14 protein-coding genes are annotated in these 18,802 nt (G+C 69.1%); 10 read left to right on the forward strand and 4 right to left on the reverse strand.

Annotation, left to right across the window (positions count from 1 at the left end; all coding sequences use genetic code 11):
* Nucleotides 1–17 precede the first annotated feature (17 nt).
* Nucleotides 18–1,481, forward strand: a complete 1,464-nt coding sequence (locus N1027_RS14525; RefSeq protein WP_259508847.1) for a DHA2 family efflux MFS transporter permease subunit — start codon at nucleotides 18–20, stop codon at nucleotides 1,479–1,481.
* A gap of 47 nt (nucleotides 1,482–1,528) precedes the next feature.
* Here the strand turns inward: N1027_RS14525 and N1027_RS14530 are convergent, their stop codons facing one another.
* Both N1027_RS14530 and N1027_RS14535 read right to left on the reverse strand, forming a co-directional pair.
* Nucleotides 1,529–1,990: a nuclear transport factor 2 family protein gene (locus tag N1027_RS14530; protein WP_259508848.1), complete on the reverse strand. Its 462-nt coding sequence runs from the start codon at nucleotides 1,988–1,990 to the stop codon at nucleotides 1,529–1,531.
* 16 nt (nucleotides 1,991–2,006) lie between these two features.
* Nucleotides 2,007–2,660 carry an SDR family oxidoreductase gene (locus N1027_RS14535; protein ID WP_259508849.1) on the reverse strand — a complete coding sequence of 218 codons (654 nt, stop codon included), beginning with the start codon at nucleotides 2,658–2,660 and terminating at the stop codon, nucleotides 2,007–2,009.
* Between the two features lie 78 nt (nucleotides 2,661–2,738).
* On the opposite strand from N1027_RS14535, the gene N1027_RS14540 reads away from it, so the two are divergent.
* Both N1027_RS14540 and helR read left to right on the forward strand, forming a co-directional pair.
* Nucleotides 2,739–3,365 (forward strand): TetR/AcrR family transcriptional regulator, encoded by a 627-nt coding sequence (locus tag N1027_RS14540; protein WP_259508850.1) that lies wholly within the window; start codon nucleotides 2,739–2,741, stop codon nucleotides 3,363–3,365.
* A 196-nt stretch (nucleotides 3,366–3,561) separates the two neighbouring features.
* On the forward strand, nucleotides 3,562–5,712 hold the full coding sequence (gene helR / locus N1027_RS14545) for an RNA polymerase recycling motor ATPase HelR (protein ID WP_259508851.1): 2,151 nt from the start codon (nucleotides 3,562–3,564) through the stop codon (nucleotides 5,710–5,712).
* 28 nt (nucleotides 5,713–5,740) lie between these two features.
* On the opposite strand, the gene N1027_RS14550 is transcribed toward helR, so the two are convergent.
* Nucleotides 5,741–6,916, reverse strand: a complete 1,176-nt coding sequence (locus N1027_RS14550) for a zinc-dependent alcohol dehydrogenase (protein WP_259508852.1) — start codon at nucleotides 6,914–6,916, stop codon at nucleotides 5,741–5,743.
* A gap of 62 nt (nucleotides 6,917–6,978) precedes the next feature.
* On the opposite strand from N1027_RS14550, the gene N1027_RS14555 reads away from it, so the two are divergent.
* From N1027_RS14555 to N1027_RS14575, 5 genes are all read left to right on the forward strand, one after another.
* Nucleotides 6,979–8,061: a carboxylate-amine ligase gene (locus tag N1027_RS14555; RefSeq protein ID WP_259508853.1), complete on the forward strand. Its 1,083-nt coding sequence runs from the start codon at nucleotides 6,979–6,981 to the stop codon at nucleotides 8,059–8,061.
* A 126-nt stretch (nucleotides 8,062–8,187) separates the two neighbouring features.
* Complete coding sequence (locus tag N1027_RS14560; RefSeq protein ID WP_259508854.1) at nucleotides 8,188–8,703, forward strand: MarR family winged helix-turn-helix transcriptional regulator; 516 nt, start codon at nucleotides 8,188–8,190, stop codon at nucleotides 8,701–8,703.
* A 31-nt stretch (nucleotides 8,704–8,734) separates the two neighbouring features.
* Nucleotides 8,735–9,592 carry an SDR family oxidoreductase gene (locus N1027_RS14565; protein WP_259508855.1) on the forward strand — a complete coding sequence of 286 codons (858 nt, stop codon included), beginning with the start codon at nucleotides 8,735–8,737 and terminating at the stop codon, nucleotides 9,590–9,592.
* 78 nt (nucleotides 9,593–9,670) lie between these two features.
* On the forward strand, nucleotides 9,671–10,741 hold the full coding sequence (locus N1027_RS14570; RefSeq protein WP_259508856.1) for a helix-turn-helix transcriptional regulator: 1,071 nt from the start codon (nucleotides 9,671–9,673) through the stop codon (nucleotides 10,739–10,741).
* A 207-nt stretch (nucleotides 10,742–10,948) separates the two neighbouring features.
* Complete coding sequence (locus tag N1027_RS14575; RefSeq protein ID WP_259508857.1) at nucleotides 10,949–15,631, forward strand: S8 family serine peptidase; 4,683 nt, start codon at nucleotides 10,949–10,951, stop codon at nucleotides 15,629–15,631.
* Between the two features lie 81 nt (nucleotides 15,632–15,712).
* Here N1027_RS14575 and N1027_RS14580 read toward each other — a convergent pair whose 3' ends face one another.
* Nucleotides 15,713–16,690 (reverse strand): PrsW family intramembrane metalloprotease, encoded by a 978-nt coding sequence (locus tag N1027_RS14580; RefSeq protein ID WP_259508858.1) that lies wholly within the window; start codon nucleotides 16,688–16,690, stop codon nucleotides 15,713–15,715.
* 326 nt (nucleotides 16,691–17,016) lie between these two features.
* On the opposite strand from N1027_RS14580, the gene N1027_RS14585 reads away from it, so the two are divergent.
* Both N1027_RS14585 and N1027_RS14590 read left to right on the forward strand, forming a co-directional pair.
* Nucleotides 17,017–17,958, forward strand: a complete 942-nt coding sequence (locus N1027_RS14585) for an alpha/beta hydrolase (RefSeq protein WP_259508859.1) — start codon at nucleotides 17,017–17,019, stop codon at nucleotides 17,956–17,958.
* Nucleotides 17,959–18,120: 162 nt separating this feature from the next.
* Nucleotides 18,121–18,771, forward strand: coding sequence for an SDR family NAD(P)-dependent oxidoreductase (locus N1027_RS14590; protein ID WP_259510413.1), 651 nt, complete (start codon nucleotides 18,121–18,123; stop codon nucleotides 18,769–18,771).
* Nucleotides 18,772–18,802: the final 31 nt, after the last annotated feature.

An 18,802-nucleotide genomic window follows, 5' to 3' on the forward strand; every position in this document is an offset into this window, starting at 1 on the left:
ACGATCCGCCGCCCCTCATGGTCGACGTCGAAACGGTGCCGCTGCGGAGCAGCCGTGGCGTGTTCGTGCTCGCAGCCACCGTGCTGGCCTCCACCATCGGATTCCTCGACGCCTCGGTCGTGAATGTCGCCATCCCGGCGATTGGCAAAGACCTGAATGCAGCGGTCGGCGACCTGCAATGGACGGTGACGAGCTATCTCGTCGCGGTCACCGCGCTGCTGCTGGTGGCCGGTGCGCTCTCGGATCGTTACGGACGTCGCCGCATCCTGGTCATCGGTCTGTCGATCACGCTGGTGGCCTCGGTGTTCTGCGCGCTCGCGCCCGACTCGTCGCTGCTGGTGGTGGGCCGGATCGCCCAGGGAATCGGCGGCGCCCTCACCGTGCCCAGCAGCCTGGCGCTGCTGAACGGCACACTGCAGCCGCGCGACCGTCCCCGCGGCATCGGCTTGTGGGCCGCGCTGTCGACCGTGGGCTACACGGTCGGGCCGTATGCCGGGGGCTGGCTGGTCGACAACGCATCGTGGCGCTGGCTGTTCATCCTGAACGTGCCGCTGGTCATCCTCGCGCTCCTCGCCCTGATCCGCGTTCGGGAGCAGAAGGATCCGGCGGCGGCGGGCGGTATCGACTACCTGGGCGCGGTGCTCATCGCCATCGGACTCGGTGCCGTCGTCTTCGCGCTGACCGACGGCTCCGCGAGTGGTTGGGGGCGACCATCGATCATCATCTCGGCCGTGGTGGGCATCGGATGCCTCGTCGCCCTCGTTCCGGTGGAGCTGCGTGTCGCGAATCCTGTGCTGAACCTCCGGCTGTTCCGGTCGAAGCAGTTCTCGGCCATCAACGCCAGCACTCTGCTGTTCTACGCGGCCATCAGCGGAGTGGGATATCTCGTGCTGCTCCGCCTGCAACTGCAGCTCGACTACACCCCGACGCTCGCGGGGGCGGCCCTCATTCCGTCGTCGGTGGTCTTTCTCGTCGTCGCTCCGATCAGTGGAAACCTGGTGGCGAAGTTCGGGCCCCGCTGGTTGATGGCGGTCGGAATCCTGGTGGCGGGGCTCGGCTTCTTCTGGCTGTCGTTCCTGGGGCCGACGTCGAGCTACTGGCTCGGTGTTCTTCCCGGCAACCTGTTGCAGGGGCTCGGCTTCGGGCTGGCCGTCACGCCGCTCACCTCGGCGGTGCTCGCAGCCGTTCGCAGCGCCGACCTCGGCGAGGCGTCGGCGATCAACAACGCCGTGTCTCGACTCGGTGGAGCCGTGGCGATCGCCGTCATCCCCGCCCTTGCAGGGCCCGGAGTGCACACCCTGGCCGAGACCATCGACCTGGCCTACCAGCCCGGGATGGTGATCACGGCGGTGCTGTGCCTCGCCGCTGCGGTCATCGCGGCCGTCTTCGTGTCGAATGCTCCGGCCGCGGCTCCGCTCACAGCGGCACCGATGCCGCACGCCTGCTTGCCCGAGGCCGTCGAGGAGCGTGTGCCCGCCTGACGCCGGCGACCCCATCGGGCGTCTCGGCGCCAGGCGGTCGTCGGGGGTCAGGCGTTCGACGGGCGGCTGTCGGTCCAGTCGATGATGAGGCCACGCTCGGAGAACAGCCACCGGCCGTCGACGCGTTCGAGCGACTCGCGGTAACGGATCGACATCACCAGGAGGGTGCGCACGCCTTCGACCTCGAACAGGTGGTGCGCGAGGCAGTAGCTCTCACCGCTCGCGCGGTCGCCGTCGATCGTGATGGTGCTCTGGCCGTTGAAGTGGGTGGTGGCCTGGTAGGCGCTGAGACCCGAGAACGCCGCCTCCAGCTCGGCGCGGCCGTTCAGCACCTGCACGGGCTCGGTGGTGTCCGGATCTCCGGAGTACACCGAGACCCGTGCATTCTCGGTGAACAGGGCTGCCTGCTCTGCAGGGTGTCGGCGGTCGGCGTTGCGAGCGTAGGCGTCGACGAGGGCGCGGATCTCGAGCTGGTCGGCCAGGTCGTTGAGGGTCGTGGTGTCGTTCATGTCTTTTTCCTTGTGTTCAGAGGAGTTCCGCGATCGCCTGGGCGATCGGAGTCGGGCCGGCGACGAGTTGCCATTGGCGGCCGACGCTTCTGTCGTCGTCGAGCACGGCGATCATGGTCGCCGCGACATCCGCGCGTGGCACGGCGCCCATCGGGAGGTCGCGGTCGCCCAGCCGGATGCGGCCCGTCGGGGGATCGTCGGTGAGCCAACCGGGTTCGAGGATCGTCCAGTGCAGATCCGACGCCCGGAGGTTGGCGTCGGCCGCCCGTTTTGCCGCGTAGTAGGGCGCGAACTCCGGCGTGTCGATGACGGGCGGGATGCGGTCGCCCGCGCCGATCGACGAGATCTGCACGAAGCGACGCACGCCGGAGCGCTGCGCGGCGGCGACCGAGCGCACCGAACCGTCGCGATCGACCGCGTTTGCCGCACCGGCATTCGTGGTTCCGGCCGCGAACAGCACTCCGTCGCATCCGGTGAACGAGGTCGCCAACTCGGCGACGGATGCGCGGGTCAGATCAAGCGACACCGTGCGGGCGCCGGCTCTCGCCGAAGCGGCCAGACCCCGGCCGCCGCGCCCGAGCGCCACCACCTCGTCGCCGCGCTCCAGGAGTGCTGTGACGAGATGGCGACCGGTGCGACCGGTGGCGCCGAGGACTGCATATCTGCTCATGTGTGCTTCAGGATATCGCCAATCGGACAGGGTGTCCGATAGAATCGACCCACCTCTGAGCGAACTCCAAGGAGAGCCATGTCGACCCCCGAGAAGCGTCCGTCCTCATCGCCCGCCCGACGCGCAGAAGTGCGATCCCGAGCCCTCGCCGCGCTGGAGGGTTTCCTGCGGGCCGGAACGCGGTATCCGGATGTCTCGGTCGAGGCGATCGCGAAACGAGCGGGCATCTCCCGGTCGACGTTCTACCTCTACTTTCGCGACAAGACGGAACTCCTGGTCGACGCGACCGACTGGCTGAAAGACCTCGTCTTCGAGGTGCGACTCGATCGGGGAGCGGACGGATCGCTCGGCGACCTCCCGGGCTATGTCTCCTCCGTCGAGCGGGTGATCGGCCGCTATCGGGAGCACTCGGCACTTCTGGGCGCCGTGAACCACGAAGCCGAGTTCGACGAGAGGGTGGGCGCGACCTGGTCGGGGGCGCAGCGGCGCTACATCAGCTGGGTCGCCGGTATCCTGCGCGAAGAACAGGCGCGTGGGTTGACGGCCGGATCGTTCGACCCTGAGCTCGCGGCGTCGATCCTGGTGACCGGGGGAGAGCAGGTCATCGCCAAGCACATCGCCCGAACCGCGGCATCGGAAGACACGCAGCTCGCGCAGGAACTGGGTGCGAGCCAGTGGTTCGGGTTCTTCCGCCGGCCGAACTAGTTCCCCCAGCGACCGTTCTTCGAGTAGACGCCGACGACGCCAGAGCTGGTCGGATCTCCGGCGGATCCTGCGCACGCGCCAGTGCGCACTCGCGACCACACCTTGCCCTTCTCAATTTATAGCGGGGAAGGGGGCTTGCGGCAAGGCCCCCGCCGTGCGGCAGACTGGGCGGCCGCAGCCCGATCGAGAGGACCTGATGACCCTGACCACGAGTGCGTTCGACCTAGCCGAGCGCCTGGCCCGCAAGGCCGCCCCAGCGTTGATCGCCGATGACGACAGGCATTTCGCGGCCCTCGTGGAGAGCCTCGAGCAGTCGATCGCCGCACTCTCCGACCGACTCGACCGCGTGCGCCGGAGCCCGGGTGGAGTGGGCCAGGAGGCGATGGATCGCGACATCGAGATCCACCAGCTGACGACCCGCCTGCGTGCGCTGCGCCGCTACGGACTCGACGTGTGTCTCGGCCGCGTCGTGCGCGCCGACGACCCCGAACCTCTCTACATCGGGCGGTTCGGCCTCACCGACAGCGCCGGTCGCCGACTGCTGCTGGATTGGCGGTCTCCGGCGGCCGAACCGTTCTTCGGAGCTACCCTGGCCGATCCGATGGGGCTCACCAGCCGCCGCCGCTATCGCTGGACGCGGGGCCGCATCAGCGACTACTGGGACGAGGTGTTCACGGTGGACGGATTCGACGGTGCCGTCGCGCTCGACGACCAGTCCGCGTTCATCGCGAGCCTCGGCAGCAGCCGGTCGAGCCGTATGCGCGACGTGCTCGGCACCATCCAGGCCGATCAGGATGCGATCATCCGTGCCGGCTCCCGAGGGGCGCTCGTCGTCGACGGAGGGCCGGGCACCGGGAAGACCGTGGTCGCGCTACACCGCACCGCGTATCTGCTGTACTCCGATCCGCGCCTCGACCGCCGCCGCGGCGGCGTGCTGTTCGTGGGCCCGAGCGTCGGGTATCTGGCCTACGTCGACGATGTGCTCCCGAGCCTGGGGGAGGAGGGGGTGCGGATCGCCACCGTGCGCGACCTGGTGGTCGAAGGTGCCGACGCCGCGATCGAGAGTGATGTGGAGGTGGCGCGACTGAAAGCATCCGCCGATCCGGTGAGGGTGATCGAGCGGGCTGTCGCGATGCACGAGCAGGCACCGACACGCACGGTCACGGTCGAGACCCCGTGGTCGGAGGTCGAGGTGGGGCCCGACGACTGGGCCGAGGCCTTCGACGCGCCCGAACCCGGCACGCCGCACAACGACGCCCGCGACGAGGTCTGGGAGGCGCTCGTCGACATCGTGCTCGACAGGCACGGGCGCGAGGGTGACGACGACGTCACGGCCGCGCAACTCCGCCGCTCCCTGGTGCTGAACGATGAACTCACGAGCACCTTCAACCGGTGCTGGCCGCTGCTCGATCCGGTCGGCGTCGTCAGCGACCTCTGGTCGGTGCCCGCCCACCTGCAGCAGTGCGCACCCTGGCTGAGCGCCCACGACATCCTGGCTCTCCAGCGCGCAGACGCCCGCGCCTGGACGGTATCGGATCTGCCCTTCCTCGACGCGGCCCGACTGCGGATCGGCGACCCGGAGGCATCCCGTCGCCGCCGGCGGCGCGAAGCAGCCCTCGCCGCCGAGCGGGAGAGCCGGGATCGGGTGATCGACGACCTCATCGCCGCCGACGACTCCGAGCTGCTCCTGATGTCGATGCTGCGCGGTGATGATGCCCAGAACAGCCTGGTCGACGAGGCGGCGCTGCCGAGCATCGATCCCGACCGGCTGGCCGGCCCGTTCGCGCACATCGTGGTCGACGAGGCGCAGGAATTGAGCGACGCCGAGTGGCAGATGCTGCTGCACCGCTGCCCGTCGCGGAGCTTCACGATCGTCGGCGACCGAGCACAGGCCCGGCACGGCTTCACGGAATCGTGGCGGGAACGGCTCGAACGGATCGGGCTCGGTCACGTCACGCTGGCCTCCCTCAGCGTCAACTACCGCACTCCCGAGGAGGTCATGGCTGAGGCCGAGCCGGTCATCCGAGCCGTGCTTCCCGATGCCAACGTGCCGACCTCGATCCGTCGCAGCGGGGTTCCGGTCGTGCACGGATCGCGGGAGGAACTCGAAGGCATCCTCGAGACCTGGCTGGCCGAGCACCAGGAGGGGATCGCCTGCGTGATCGGCGACCCCGCCGTGCCCTCGACGCCCCGGGTGCGTTCGCTCACCCCTGAGCTGTCGAAAGGGCTCGAGTTCGACCTGGTCGTGCTCGTCGATCCGGACGCCTTCGGCGGCGGCATCGAGGGACACGTCGACCGCTATGTCGCGATGACCCGCGCCACCCAGCAGCTGGTGATCCTCAGCTGACTCCCACTTGGTTGTGCGGTGGCCGCCGTCAGGGCTGCAGAATCACCTTCACGCACCCGTCTTCCTTGTTCTTGAAGGTCTCGTACATGCGCGGCGCGTCTTCGAGCGGCACATGATGCGTCACGAGGTCGTCGATGCCGAGCGGATCGGCCGGGTCTTCCACCAGAGGAAGCAACGTGTCGATCCAGCGGTGCACGTTGCACTGGCCCATGCGGAGGGTGAGCCCCTTGTCGAACATGCTCATGAAGGGCATCGGATCGGCCGCTCCCGCGTAGACGCCGCTGAGCGACACGGTGCCCCCGCGGCGCACCACCTCGAGCGCGAGGAGCATCGCCGCGAGGCGGTCGACGCCGACCGTGGTCATGGCCTTCTTGGCCAGTGGTTCGGGCAGCTTGCCCACGGCGTAGGTGGCGAACTCCACACCCGGGTTGCCGTGCGCCTCCATGCCGACCGCGTCGACCACGGAGTCGGGACCTCGACCGTCGGTCGCCGAGCGCAGCACCTCGATCACGTCGTCGGTGAGGTCGAACACCTCGATGCCGTGGCGTGCCGCCATGGCGCGGCGCTCGGGAACGGGATCGACACCGAGCACGCGATAGCCGAGGTGCCGGCCGATCCGGCCGGCGAACTGGCCCACCGGCCCGAGCCCGATCACGGCGAGCGTGCCGCCTTCGGGCACCTCGGCGTACTGCACACCCTGCCACGCGGTGGGGAGGATGTCGCTCAGAAAGAGGTAGCGGTCGTCGGGCAGCTCCGTGCCCACCTTGATGGCGTTGAAATCGGCGAGAGGCACGCGTAGCTTCTCGGCCTGCCCTCCCGGCACCGATCCGTAGAGCTCGGTGTACCCGTAGAGCGAAGCGCCGGTGTCGGTGTCACGGTTCTGGGTGGTCTCGCACTGGGTGGTGAGGCCCTGCTCGCACATGAAGCAGTGCCCGCAAGCGATCACGAACGGAATGACGACGCGGTCGCCCACGGCCAGACCGGTGACGGCGGCTCCGACGGACTCGACGATTCCCATCGGTTCGTGGCCGAGGATGTCGCCCTTGTCGAGGAACGGCCCGAGCACGTCGTAGAGGTGGAGATCCGATCCGCAGATCGCCGTTGACGTCACGCGGATGACGGCATCGGTCGGATCGATGATCTCGGGATCGGCGACCTCGTCGACGCGAACCTTCATCGTGCCTTGCCAGGTGAGTGCTCTCATGATTCCTGCCTACGCCCCGCGCCGCCCCTCCGCTCGGGCTTGACAGGTGGTATGCCGGGAACATGCTCACGACGTTCGGGATCGAAGAGGAGACCATGCTGGTCGATCGGGCATCATTGGCGCCGGTCGACGGCGACGCGGTGTTCCACGCCGTGCGGGCCGATCCCTTGTCGGGGCCGTTCGTGTCGCGGGAATACCTCGCCTCGCAGGTCGAGTTCTCGTCGCCGGTCTACACGTCGCTTCAGGATGCGTCCGATGGGCTCGCCCGGTTCCGCGCTGCCGTGGCAGGCGGATGCTCCGAATCTGGCGTGCTGGCCTGGAACGGCGGTGTGCCGTTCCGAACGGTGGGCCGGCGCCCCCGGGTGACCCGGTCGCCCCGCTACGAGGGCATTTCGCGCGGATTCGGGGCGGTCGTCGACGACCACCAGATCAGCGCCCTGCACGTACATGTCGGCGTGCCGAACCGCGCCGAGGGGGTGCGGGTGATGAACGCGGTGCGGCCCTGGTTGCCTGTGCTGCTGGCCCTCGGGGGCAACTCGCCGTTCTGGCGCGGCAGCGACACGGGATTCGCCAGCTGGCGCAGCATTCTGATGAGCCGCTGGACAACGAACGGGTGCCCGCCGAGCTTCGACGGACCGGGCGACTACGACGCGCGTCTCGCTCGGCTGGTGGGGGTCGGCGGCACGGCCGATGCCGCGACCGTCGCCTGGAACCTCCGCCTCTCGGAGACTCACCCCACGATCGAGTTCCGGGTGTTCGACGCGCAGCTCGAGTCCTGGCAGAGCGTCCTTCTCGCGGCGATCTGCCGGGCCCTGGTGGTCACGGCGCTGGACGAACCGCGCCCGGAAATCGCGATTCATCCGGAGCTCCTCGATGCTGCCGCGTGGCATGCGGCCCGCGACGGCCTGAGCGCTCGGCTCGTGCATCCGGTGACCGGCTCGCTGGAATCCGCCGCAGACGTCGTCGCCGAACTGCTGCGCCGGATCACCCCCGCGCTCCAGCACCTCGGCGACGCGGCATCCGTCGACGATCGCCTGCAGCAACTCCTGCGAGAAGGAACCGGCGCGATGATGCAGAGGGCGGCGCACGCGAAAGCCGGAATCGAGGGGTTGCGCGCCCTCACGTCGACGGCGGCCGGCAGCTGATGCCCGCGGCCCGGCCTTGCGTACACGCTGTGGATCGGTGGCCGGATGCGGCGCACCCTGCCATATTCAGATGATGACCGATCGATTCGCCCCGCTCCTCGGGCCGACCCTCCGCGGGGCGGTCTGATGCCGCAGAACGTCGTGCGACGTGAGGCCCGGCATCTCTATGCCGAGGCCCCGAAGTCCGAGGCGGCGAAGGCTGCCGTCGACGCCTTGCTCCGACTCCAGCGGGCGGAGGAGGCGGAGGTCGACCGGGTGCGGGCCGTCATCGGACTGAGCAACAACGAATTCCACGCCATCCGCTATCTCCTGCAAGCGCAGCGCGAGGGCCGGGACACCGGGCCGAAGGATCTCGTGGTCATGCTCACGACCTCGAATGCCTCGGTCACCAAGATCATCGACCGCCTGGAGCAGATCGGCGACCTCCGTCGACGGCCGCATCCCACCGACCGTCGCGCGCAACTGCTGGAGCCCACTCCCGCGGCGGCGGCGAAGGTCGAGGCCGGCTACCGCACCTTCCACGAGACTGTCGTCGACGTGATGGACCACCTGTCCCCGGGTGATGCGGCCATCGTGGCCCGAGCCCTCAACGACGTGACCGACCGGATCGAGAAGGGCCAGGCCGACACCGGCCGCCCTTGAGCCCCGCCGGGTGCGGACGTATCCTTCCTGCATGACAACGCAGCCGCCCATCGCCGTGACCGGCGCCACCGGAGTGGTCGGGGGAATGGTGGCGCGTGAGCTCGCCGCTCGCGGGGTCGCTCAACGACTGCTCGTGCGCGACCCCTCCCGCGCACCTCAGCTGCCCGAGAGCTCTGTGCACCGGATCGAATACCGAGACCGCGATGCCGCACGAAACGCTCTGGAGGGCATCGATACGGTGTTCATGGTGTCGGCCGCCGAGACCGTCGAGCGACGCGAGGAACACGCCGCCTTCGTCGATGCCGCGGAGGCGGCCGGTGTGCGCCACATCGTCTACACCTCGTTCTTCGCGGCGGCGCCGGACGCGATCTTCACGCTCGCGCGCGATCATTACGCCACCGAGGAGCACATCAAGGCCTCGGGCCTCGAGTGGACCTTCTTGCGCGACAACCTCTACACCGACTTCATCGAGAACATGGTGGGGGAGGATGGCGTCATCCGCGGGCCGGCGGGCGACGGCCGGGTGTCGATCGTCGCGCGCGTGGATGTGGCGCGTTCGGCCGTCGCGGTTCTCGGCGATCCGGCTTCCCACGCCGACCGCCGCTACGACCTCACCGGCCCGGAGGCAATCACGCTTGCGGAGGCCGCTGCCACGATCGCACGGGTGCGCGGCCGCGACGTGCGATTCGAGAACGAGACCATCGACGAGGCTTTCGCCTCCCGCGCCCGGTACGGCGCGCCCGATTGGCAGGTCGAGGCGTGGGTGAGCACCTACACCGCGATCGCGAGCGGAGCACTGGCGCCCGTGAGCGCCGACGTCGAGGCCCTCACGGGCGCCGAACCGGTGTCGCTGGAGGCGTTCCTCCGCGGAGGCGGCTCCACCCTCTGAGTGCGCCGCGTCGCGGCTTCCCCTGCTAGCCTCGAATCCGCGCGCGGGGTGCACGCGAAGGGGTGACGGGGGAGCGGGATGCCGGGCGACGCGACCCTGTCCCTGCTCGGTGTGACCGAGCTCGGCGAGCGCATCTACCGCGAGGTCGTGGCCGACTCGACCACCTCCATCCAGAATGCGGCCCGCTCGTTCGGCCTCAGCGACGACCGGGCGATGGCGGAGCTGGAGACGCTGCGGTCGCTGGGTCTCGTGAACCGTCTCGCTGTCGACGGGGAGTATTCGGCCGTCGATCCGCGGTTCGCCATCCGCGTGCTCGCCGACCGCACGGCCGACCAACTGAACCGCATCCGCGACGCGGTGCCGCAACTCGCCGCCACCTTCGACGACGCCCAGCGTTCCCAAGCCGACCCGAGCCTCAGCCGCATCGTGAGCGGTGCCGACGAAGTGGGCGGGTGGTACAACCGGCTCGAGCACCAGGCGGGCTTCGAGTTCCTCGCCTTCGACCGTCCGCCCTACGTTCTCGCCACCAGCAACCCGCTCGAAGAGGTCGTGCTCGGGCGGGGTGTGGTGTGGCGGGCGGTGTATGCCGCCGCGAGTCTCGACGAGGAATCGGCGTTCGACGACCTCCGGCGGCTGGTGGCGATCGGCGAGGAGGCCAGGGTCACGACCGATCTTCCGGTGAAGATGGCCATCGCCGACCGTCGCATCGCGCTCGTGTCGCTCGTCATGTCGGGCTCGGCGCCGGTCGCTCTGGTCACCGAAGCCGAACCTCTCGTGAACGCTCTCATCGAACTCTTCGACTCCCACTGGCGCCGTGCGGTGCCCATCCCGACCGAGCGCTCCGAGCTGGAGACGATGACGCAGCACCGGATGCACCGCCCATCGAGCCTGGGCGGGCGTGACGCGGCCGACGCCGGGGCCCCCACTGCCGCCGGAGCGACCGGAGCGCAGACGTTCCGCCCGGCGACGGATGCCGAACGCGCGCTGCTGGCCCTGTTCTCCACCGGCCTCAAAGACGAGATGATCGCTCGCCAACTCGGGGTGTCGGCCCGCACGGTGCGCCGGCGCAGCCGGGAGCTCCTGCACGAGCTCGGCGCGGCGAACCGTTTTCAGGCCGGTGCCGAGGCGGCTCGGCGCGGCTGGATCTGAGCGCGGTTCGTATCGAATTCGCTCGGTGTGTTTCGCCGCGGTAAAAACTCCTGTCCGCTCTAGGACAGTGACCGCGGAAGGACAGCCCACCCCCTAGTGGGGGCCACGGATGCTCCGGTAGCAAAGACACCACGGTCGACGATTCCGCGCGCTCCTCGAGGCTCGAAGAAGTGGACGACCGGTCAGGTCAACAAGGAAAGGTCGTTCATGCCGCCCACCCCCCAACCCCGCAGATCGGGTCGCCGTCGCTTGACGGCGACAGCTCTCGCGATCTGCCTCGTGACTCCGCTGTCGGCGTTCGGAGTCGCCGCACAGGCGTCGACTCCCGCTCGGCAGGGAAGCACGGATGCCGCCGGCCCCGTCGATGTGATCGTCGAGTTCGCGGGCGACTCCGCGGTTCGCACCATCGGCGCCGAGCGTCTGCAGCAGGCCCGGTCGAGTGCGGACATCGGCATCGCCTCCGCCGTCGCCGCCGACTACACCGCGGCCGCTCAGGCACTCGAGGCCGAACAACGCGCTTTCGTCGACTCCGCCCGCACGACCGGCGTCGCGATCGACGACGCCCGTTACCTCACCGGCGTGATCGACGCCGTGGCCGGCACCGTCGACTCCGCCGATCTGGCTGCGCTCCGCGCCCTGCCCGACGTCAGTCGCGTGTCGGTCGACGGTCGCACGGAAGCGCTCACCGACGTGAGCGTGCCCGCGATCGGCGCCCCGGAGGTCTGGGCGCAGACCGCGCCCGATGGCTCGGCCGCGCGCGGGGCCGGCGTCACCGTCGCGATCCTCGACACCGGCATCGACTACACCCTGGCCGACCTCGGCGGGGGTTTCGGTGAAGGGTTCAAGGTGGTAGACGGCTACGACTTCACCAACGACGACGCCGACCCGATGGACGACCACTACCACGGCACCCACGTCGCCGGCATCGTGGCCGGCGCCGGCGTCGACGAGATCACCGGCGTCGCGCCCGACGCGACCCTCACCGCCTACAAGGTGCTCGACGCGGACGGCGGGGGACAGGTGTCCGACGCCATCGAGGCCCTCGGCGCCGCGGTTTCGCCGGCGGGCGCGCATCCGGCCGACGTGATCAACATGAGCCTCGGACTTCCCGGCGACGGCTCGGATCCGCTCGGCGTCGCCGCCGCGAACGCGCTGATCGCCGGAGCCGTCGTCGTGGCCGCTGCCGGCAACGCCGGACCGGGGGAGCAGACCGTCAGCAGCCCCGCCTCCGCAACCGATGTGGTCGCGGTCGGAGCCTCGACGACGAACTTCAGCATCCCCACCATCTCGTTGACGACGCCCGAAGAACACGCGGTGCCGACCTCACGGGTGCTCTACTCCGCGAACCCGCCGGCGGAAGGCTTCACCGCGCGCGTCGTCGATGTCGGCGAAGGAACCGATGCCGACTTCGAAGCCGCCGGTGACCTGAGCGGGGCGATCGTGGCCTACAGCGGCATCGTGCCGCGCAGCACCGCCGAGATTCAGGACGACTTCCACAAGGCATGGGTCGCCGAGAGCAAGGGCGCCGCGGCCGCGCTCGTCTATGAACTCCCCCCGGTCTTCGGCGGAGGCATCTCCCGCACCGACTCCATCGACCCGGATTCCGGCATCCTCGAGGCGAAGGCATCCGGGAGCGGAGCCGACGCGCTCGGCAGCGGGTCGGACCTCCGGCTGGACTCGATCGTGGTGATGGGCACCACGGCCGACCAGTACGCGCAGATCCGCGACGCCGTGCTCGCCGGTGATGCCACGGCGACGGTGTCGGCGAAGGACATGACCGACACCATCGCGTCGTTCAGCTCGCGGGGCCCGTCGGACGCCATGCGGCTGAAGCCCGAGATCGTCGCCCCGGGCGTCGAGATCCGCTCGCTCGTGCCGGCCGCTCAGGGCATCGACGACGACGCCTATCGGCTGTCGGGAACCTCGATGGCCGCTCCGCACGTCGCAGGCGCTGCCGCGTTGCTGCGCCAGATGCGGCCGGATGCCGATCCGTGGCAGGTGCGCGACATCCTGATCGGATCGGCGGCACCGCTCTCCAGCAGCGCTGTGGATGCCTCGCCCTCCGACCAGGGAGCCGGTCTCCTCGATGTCGCCGCAGCCGTTCGGCAGAGAGTCACGGTGCAGCCTGCCGTCGCCTCGCTCGGCCTCGTCGACGCAGACGCCACCGACCCGAGTCGCGCGACCGTGCTGATCGTCACGAACTCCAGCGATCAGGCGCTCACGGCGACCCTCACCATCGAGCCCTCCGTCGCGAGCACGGGCTCGGCGACACTCGATGTCGACACTCTCGACCTGCCGGCCGATTCGAACTCGTCGGCCGTGCTCATCGCCACACCCGACGTGACATCCGGTCACGCTGAGGTGTCCGGCATCGTTGTGGTGAGCCTGAGCGACGGTTCGGAGGTGCGCGTGCCCTATCTCGCGGTCTCCCGCGAGCTGCTCGTTCGCGCCACCCCCGACCCGTCGTCCGGTCACGCCAAGGTGTTCGTGCACGCCGACGCACAGCTCGACGCCCCGCCGACGGTGCAGGTGACGACTCCGTCGGGCGCGGTGCTGTCGGTCGCGATGGAGCTCTCCGGCGAGATCGACGACGAGGGCATCAACACCCGCCCGGGCTGGTACGAGGGATCGGTCGATTCCACCGAGGTGGGCGGCCACACCATCTCCGTCTCCGGCGAGTCGCAGGGTTCGACGCAGCTCGGCGCGGGCTCGTTCGAGGTGCTGCCCACGGTGACCGGAGACGGCACCTGGCAGCAGCTCGGGCGTGACAGCAACAGCGCGTTCGTCGCGACCTCGCCGGTCGACGGCGAGACGGCGATGCTGACGGCCGAGGGTACCTCGCGGCCGTTCTTCACCTCCGACAAGGGGCAGACCTGGAACCAGGCGCGCGACCTCCCGGTCGGTGACGGCGAAGGGCGTCCGTTCGCCGACCCGGCCGATCCGAACGCGTTCTGGTACTTCCTGAACGGCACCGTCGGGCGCGTGGCCCTCGATCCCAGCTACGACGGCATGCTCGTTCGCACCGACGACCTCGGGGCGACCTGGGATGTGCTGCCCTTCCCGGACAAGCACATCTTCTCGTCCACCACGAGCGGGCAGACACTCGTCGCCACGGTCGGCGACGGCGTGGAATACAGTCACGACGGAGGTCGATCGTGGTCGCACCTGGCCTACCGCTGGGAGCAACCGCCGACCGACATCGCGATCGACGGCTCGGATCTGGTGCTCGTCAGCGCGACCGGCCTGTTCCGCATCGCAGGCATCGACGGCACCCCCGGCACGCCGGAGCTGATCGACGAAGCGACGTTCACCCACACCTTCACCGGCGTGACGGCACAGGAGGGCACGTTCGTCGTCAGTCTCTTCGAAGAAGGGCTGCTGCGTTCCACCGACGGGGGAGCCACCTGGGATGACCTCGCCACACCGACGATCAGCCCGACCGCGATCGAGTTCGATGGCGACTCGCTCTACGTCGGCGCGCCGGAGGGGTACTACACCAGCTCCGACGACGGCAATTCGTTCGCGAAGACCGAGTATCCCTACCACGGGCCGGTCGCACTGGACTTCGCGCACTGGGCCGGCGACGAATCGTTGCTGGTGTCGCTCGACGGCGCGGGGCTCTACTCCACCGACGACGGCGCGACCTTCGAGCGCCTCGGCGTCTCCGGCAACTCGGTCGCCTCGATCCTCAGCGGAGTGGATGCGGAAGGCGAGCCGGTCGTGCGGGTCTCGGACAGCCACGGGGTCGGGTCGACCCGTCTGCCGGATGCCGCGGTGCTCGGCGACGACGTCACCGAATGGGGGCGCACGGGCGGCGAAGGCTGGATCGGGGTGGGCAGCACCGACATGGTCGCCGATCCGACGCATCCGCTCGGCCTCTGGCGACTGCGACAGGATGCCTTCGGCGGTGCCCGCATCGAGCACAGCACCGACGGGGGCGCCACCTTCGTGCAGACCGGGCCGTCGGGGTTCGAGAGCCGGGCCTTCACCCTCGATCCGAGCAACCCGGGCAGCATGGTCGCCGCCTTCAAGAACGAGCGCGATTCCGGGCTCATCGTGACGGGCGACGGATGGGCGAACTGGGACACGTACGCGCATCCGATCGCGGTCAACCAGCTGAGCCCTGACCCGTCGACAGCGGGCCGGTTGTGGATCGCTGCCGACGAGGGCGTGTTCGTCTCGGACGACTTCGGCCGGAGCATCCGTTCGATCTCCGACGAGAGCGCTCAGTCGGTGTGGGTCGATCCGGCCGACCCGAACCATGTGTTCGTGGGCCGCAACGGCATCCAGGTGTCGACGGATGGCGGTGCGACCTTCGCCCCCGCCGTGGTGCCGTCACCGGACATCCTGGTCGGGTCGTTCACCTCGGTGGAGCGATCGACGGGAACCGTGCTGTTCGCGGGAACCAAGTCGTTCCGGCCGAACGGCTTGGTGACCCTCGGGCGCGGCGTGCTCATGAGCATCGACGGCGGTTCGACCTGGTCGAACGTCTCCGCCGGACTCGACGCCACATCGATCCGGTCGCTGACCACGAGTACTGACGGAAAGTGGCTGCTGGCCGGCACGAACGGGGGAGGAGTGCACCGTGCGAGCATCGCGGTGCTGCTGGGGGAGGAGGCGCCGCCGATCGGGCCCGCGGACCCGGGTGAGCCCGGTGACCCTGGCGACCCCGGCGATCCTGGTGATCCCGGCCAGCCCGGCGATCCGTCCGACCCCGGCGCGCCTGGTCAGGGTGGCAATGGTTCGGTCGGAGATTCCGGTTCCGGTTCCGGTTCCGGGTCGCTCGCGGCGACCGGTCTCGATGCCCTGTGGCTGATCGTGGGCGGGCTCTTCACCGCCGCCGCCGGCGCCGGGCTGCTGGCGCTGCGATCGGCACGACGCCGGGCCTAGACACCCGGTCGGTCTGAGTGGCTGCGCGGGGCGTTCTCTCCCCGCGCAGCCACTCACTGCCTGCGCTGCGCGCTGCCGGGGTCAGGATGCCGCAACGGAGACGTTGGTCTTCCACAGCGACTCGGCCCGTCGGAAGTGCCGCAGGATCAGCCAGAGCGTGATGATCCCCGCGGCCGAGACGATCACGAGGCCCACGACGTAGAGCACGGTGGCAAGAGTCGAGACCGAGTTCTCCACGCTCTGGGTGAGGAACCCCCTCTGGAGCTCCTGCATCGCCCGACCGTTCAACTGGAGCGCGATGAAGGCCGCGACCTCTGATGACGAATCCCACAGGGCGTGGAAGAGGGCGCTGGCCACGAAGGCCAGCAGTATCCACGGCGACCAGCGGAATCGGGGTCGCAGGTGCGCGCATCCGAAGAGCACGGCTCCGAGCACCGCCGTCCAGAGCACGTGGCCCACCGGGGCCAGGATGGCACGCACCACCTCGGTCTGGAGCAAGGAGACGAGGTCGATGCCCTGCGCGGTGATCGCCGCGGTGAAGGCGTAGCCCGCCGATTCGAACGCGGCGAATCCGGCACCGATCGTGGCGCCGAGGAGCGCGCCCTGGGCAGCCGTCTTCGGAACCACCCGCCAGCCGATGATGACGAGAAGCACGCCCTTGACGAACTCTTCGATCAGGCCCACCAGGCCGTAGATCCAGAACGACTTCTGCAGCGGGAACTCGAGCAGCGATGCCCCGAGCACGCCGAAGATGCCGCCGACGAAGAACGCGAGGATGAGTTGCAGCGTGCTGATCGATCCGGTCACCCGTTCAACGACGAACAGCACCACGCAGAAGGGCACGAGGAAGCTGCCGAGGAGGATGAGAGTCGGCACGAGATTCGTGTTGCGGGTGAAGAGTGTGACGATGATCGTCACGATCCAGAGCGCGAGTCCGGCGAGCAGCGTCTTCCACCACCAGCCGTGGTGGTGATGCGGATGGGGGGCCGCCGGCGCGGGCACAGGTGCGGGATCGGGGTGAGCGGGGGCGGTGCTCGTTTCCTGCAACTCGTTCGACATCGTGACGTCTCCATTCTGAGGAACGCATCCCAATTCGCCGCTGGTTCGGCGATGATGTGCGCAAAGTTATCAGAACTTACATTCCAGCAATACCCCGACTCTGGGCATTCTCGGGAAAGAGCATCGACCCTGATTTTGGCTATGTGATCGAGCCTAACTTTCAGGCCGCTGCGATGCCACCCATCGCGTGCCGAGGCGGGTAGGGGAACGGTGATCGAGACCATGGAGAGATCGGCGGCTATTCGGAGGCATGCCTCATGTTTGCTAGAGTGCGTAACCTGAGGCATAGCTCGACTTAGCCTCGAATCGACACTCTGGAGGTCACCATGCTCGAAATCGACAAGGAAATGCTCGCCGCCCTCGCGCCACTCGGCGCCGCGATGCCGCCCGAGGCTCCCGCAGTGGGGGACTGGCGCACGCGCCGCGCCAACATCGACGGTCTCTACGGCTTCCTGGCCGCCGGAGCATCCGGTGATCACCGCGACATCACGACGATGGACCTCAGCACGACTTCAGCCGACGGCCACGATGTACCGCTGCGACTGTACCGCCCGCAGGGCGACACGAAGGCGCTCGTCGTCTACTTCCATGGCGGTGGCCTCATCGCCGGCTCGGTCGACGGATACGACCACGTTCACCGTCGCTACGCTGCAGAAGCCGGGGTCACGGTGGTCGCGGTCGACTACCGTCTGGCGCCCGACGCTCCGTACCCCGCAGCGCTCGAGGACGGCGTCGCGGCCGTGAGGTGGGCGAGCGAGCATGTCGCCGAGCATGCACCGGGCACGGCGGTGGCGGTGATGGGTGACTCGGCTGGCGGAGGTCTCGCAGCGGCGGTAGCTGTAGTGTGCCGCGATCGCGGCATCGGACCGGTCGCCGCGCAACTCCTGATCTATCCGATGCTCGACGACCGCACTGTCGGCACCACCCCGGCGGTCGAACCCTTCTTGACCTGGTCCGTGGGCGACAACGTCACCGGGTGGACGGCGTACCTCGGTGATGCTTATGGCACGGACGCGGTGCCGGCACTCGCGGCCGCGGCACGCACCGAGGAGCTGGCCGGCCTTCCCGCTGCCTACGTCGAAGTCGGCCAGCTCGACCTGTTCTGTGTGGAGACCGTCGCCTATGCGACGCGACTCATGGGGAGCGCCGTGCCGGTTCATCTCGTCGTGCGTCCGGGGGCATTCCACGGCTTCGACCAGTTCGCGGGCGAATCGCACGCCGCACGAGCGGCAATCGCTGACCGCGTGGTGTTCCTGCAGCATCTCTGAGCCGTCGGCGGGCCGGTCACCCCGTCGGCTCGCCTCGCTCGCTGCCATCACCAGCTCTCACAGGAAGATCTCCATGAATTTCACTACCGCACTGATCACGGGTTCCACCAGCGGATCGGCCGCGCCACCGCCCGACGCCTCGCCCGGAAGGGCATCCATGTCATCGTCTCCGGACGCAACGAGGAACGAGGGTCAATCGTCGTCGACGAGATCCGCGCCGACGGCGGCACGGCAGACTTCGTGCGCGCGGACCTGCTGGGCGCCGCCTCGGCGGCCGACCTCGCCGCGGAGGCGACCGAGGCCGCAGGAGGAAGGATCGACATCCTCGTGAACAACGCGGCGATCGGAGCCGGCGGACCGACGGCCGGATTCGACGAATCGACCTTCGAGGCCGTGCTCGGCACTAACGTGACCGCCCCGTTCTACCTGGTTTCCCACCTGGCACCCGGGATGGTCGCGCGCGGAGGCGGCTCGATCGTGAACGTCTCCACCCTCGCCGCGCACATCGCGCTCCCTGGGCTGGCTGTGTACGGCGCCAGCAAGGCGGCCGTGGACCTTCTCACCAAGAGTTGGGCGGCCGAATACGGAAGCGCCGGCGTCCGCGTCAACTCTGTCAGCCCGGGCCCGACCCGCACGCCGGGCAGCGAGGCGGGACTCGGAGAAGGCCTGGCACAGCTCGCTGCACAGTCCCCATTGGGCTTCGTTGCCGAAGCGGATGACATCGCCGCGGTCATCTCTTTCCTCGCCAGCGATGACGCCCGCTTCGTCAGCGGCGAACTGATTCACGTCAACGGCGGGCGCACGGCGGTGTGAGTGCAGCAGACGCTGATGGAGGGAGGGCGGG

The sequence above is a fragment of the Herbiconiux aconitum genome, assembly GCF_024979235.1.
Lineage (GTDB): Bacteria > Actinomycetota > Actinomycetes > Actinomycetales > Microbacteriaceae > Herbiconiux > Herbiconiux aconitum.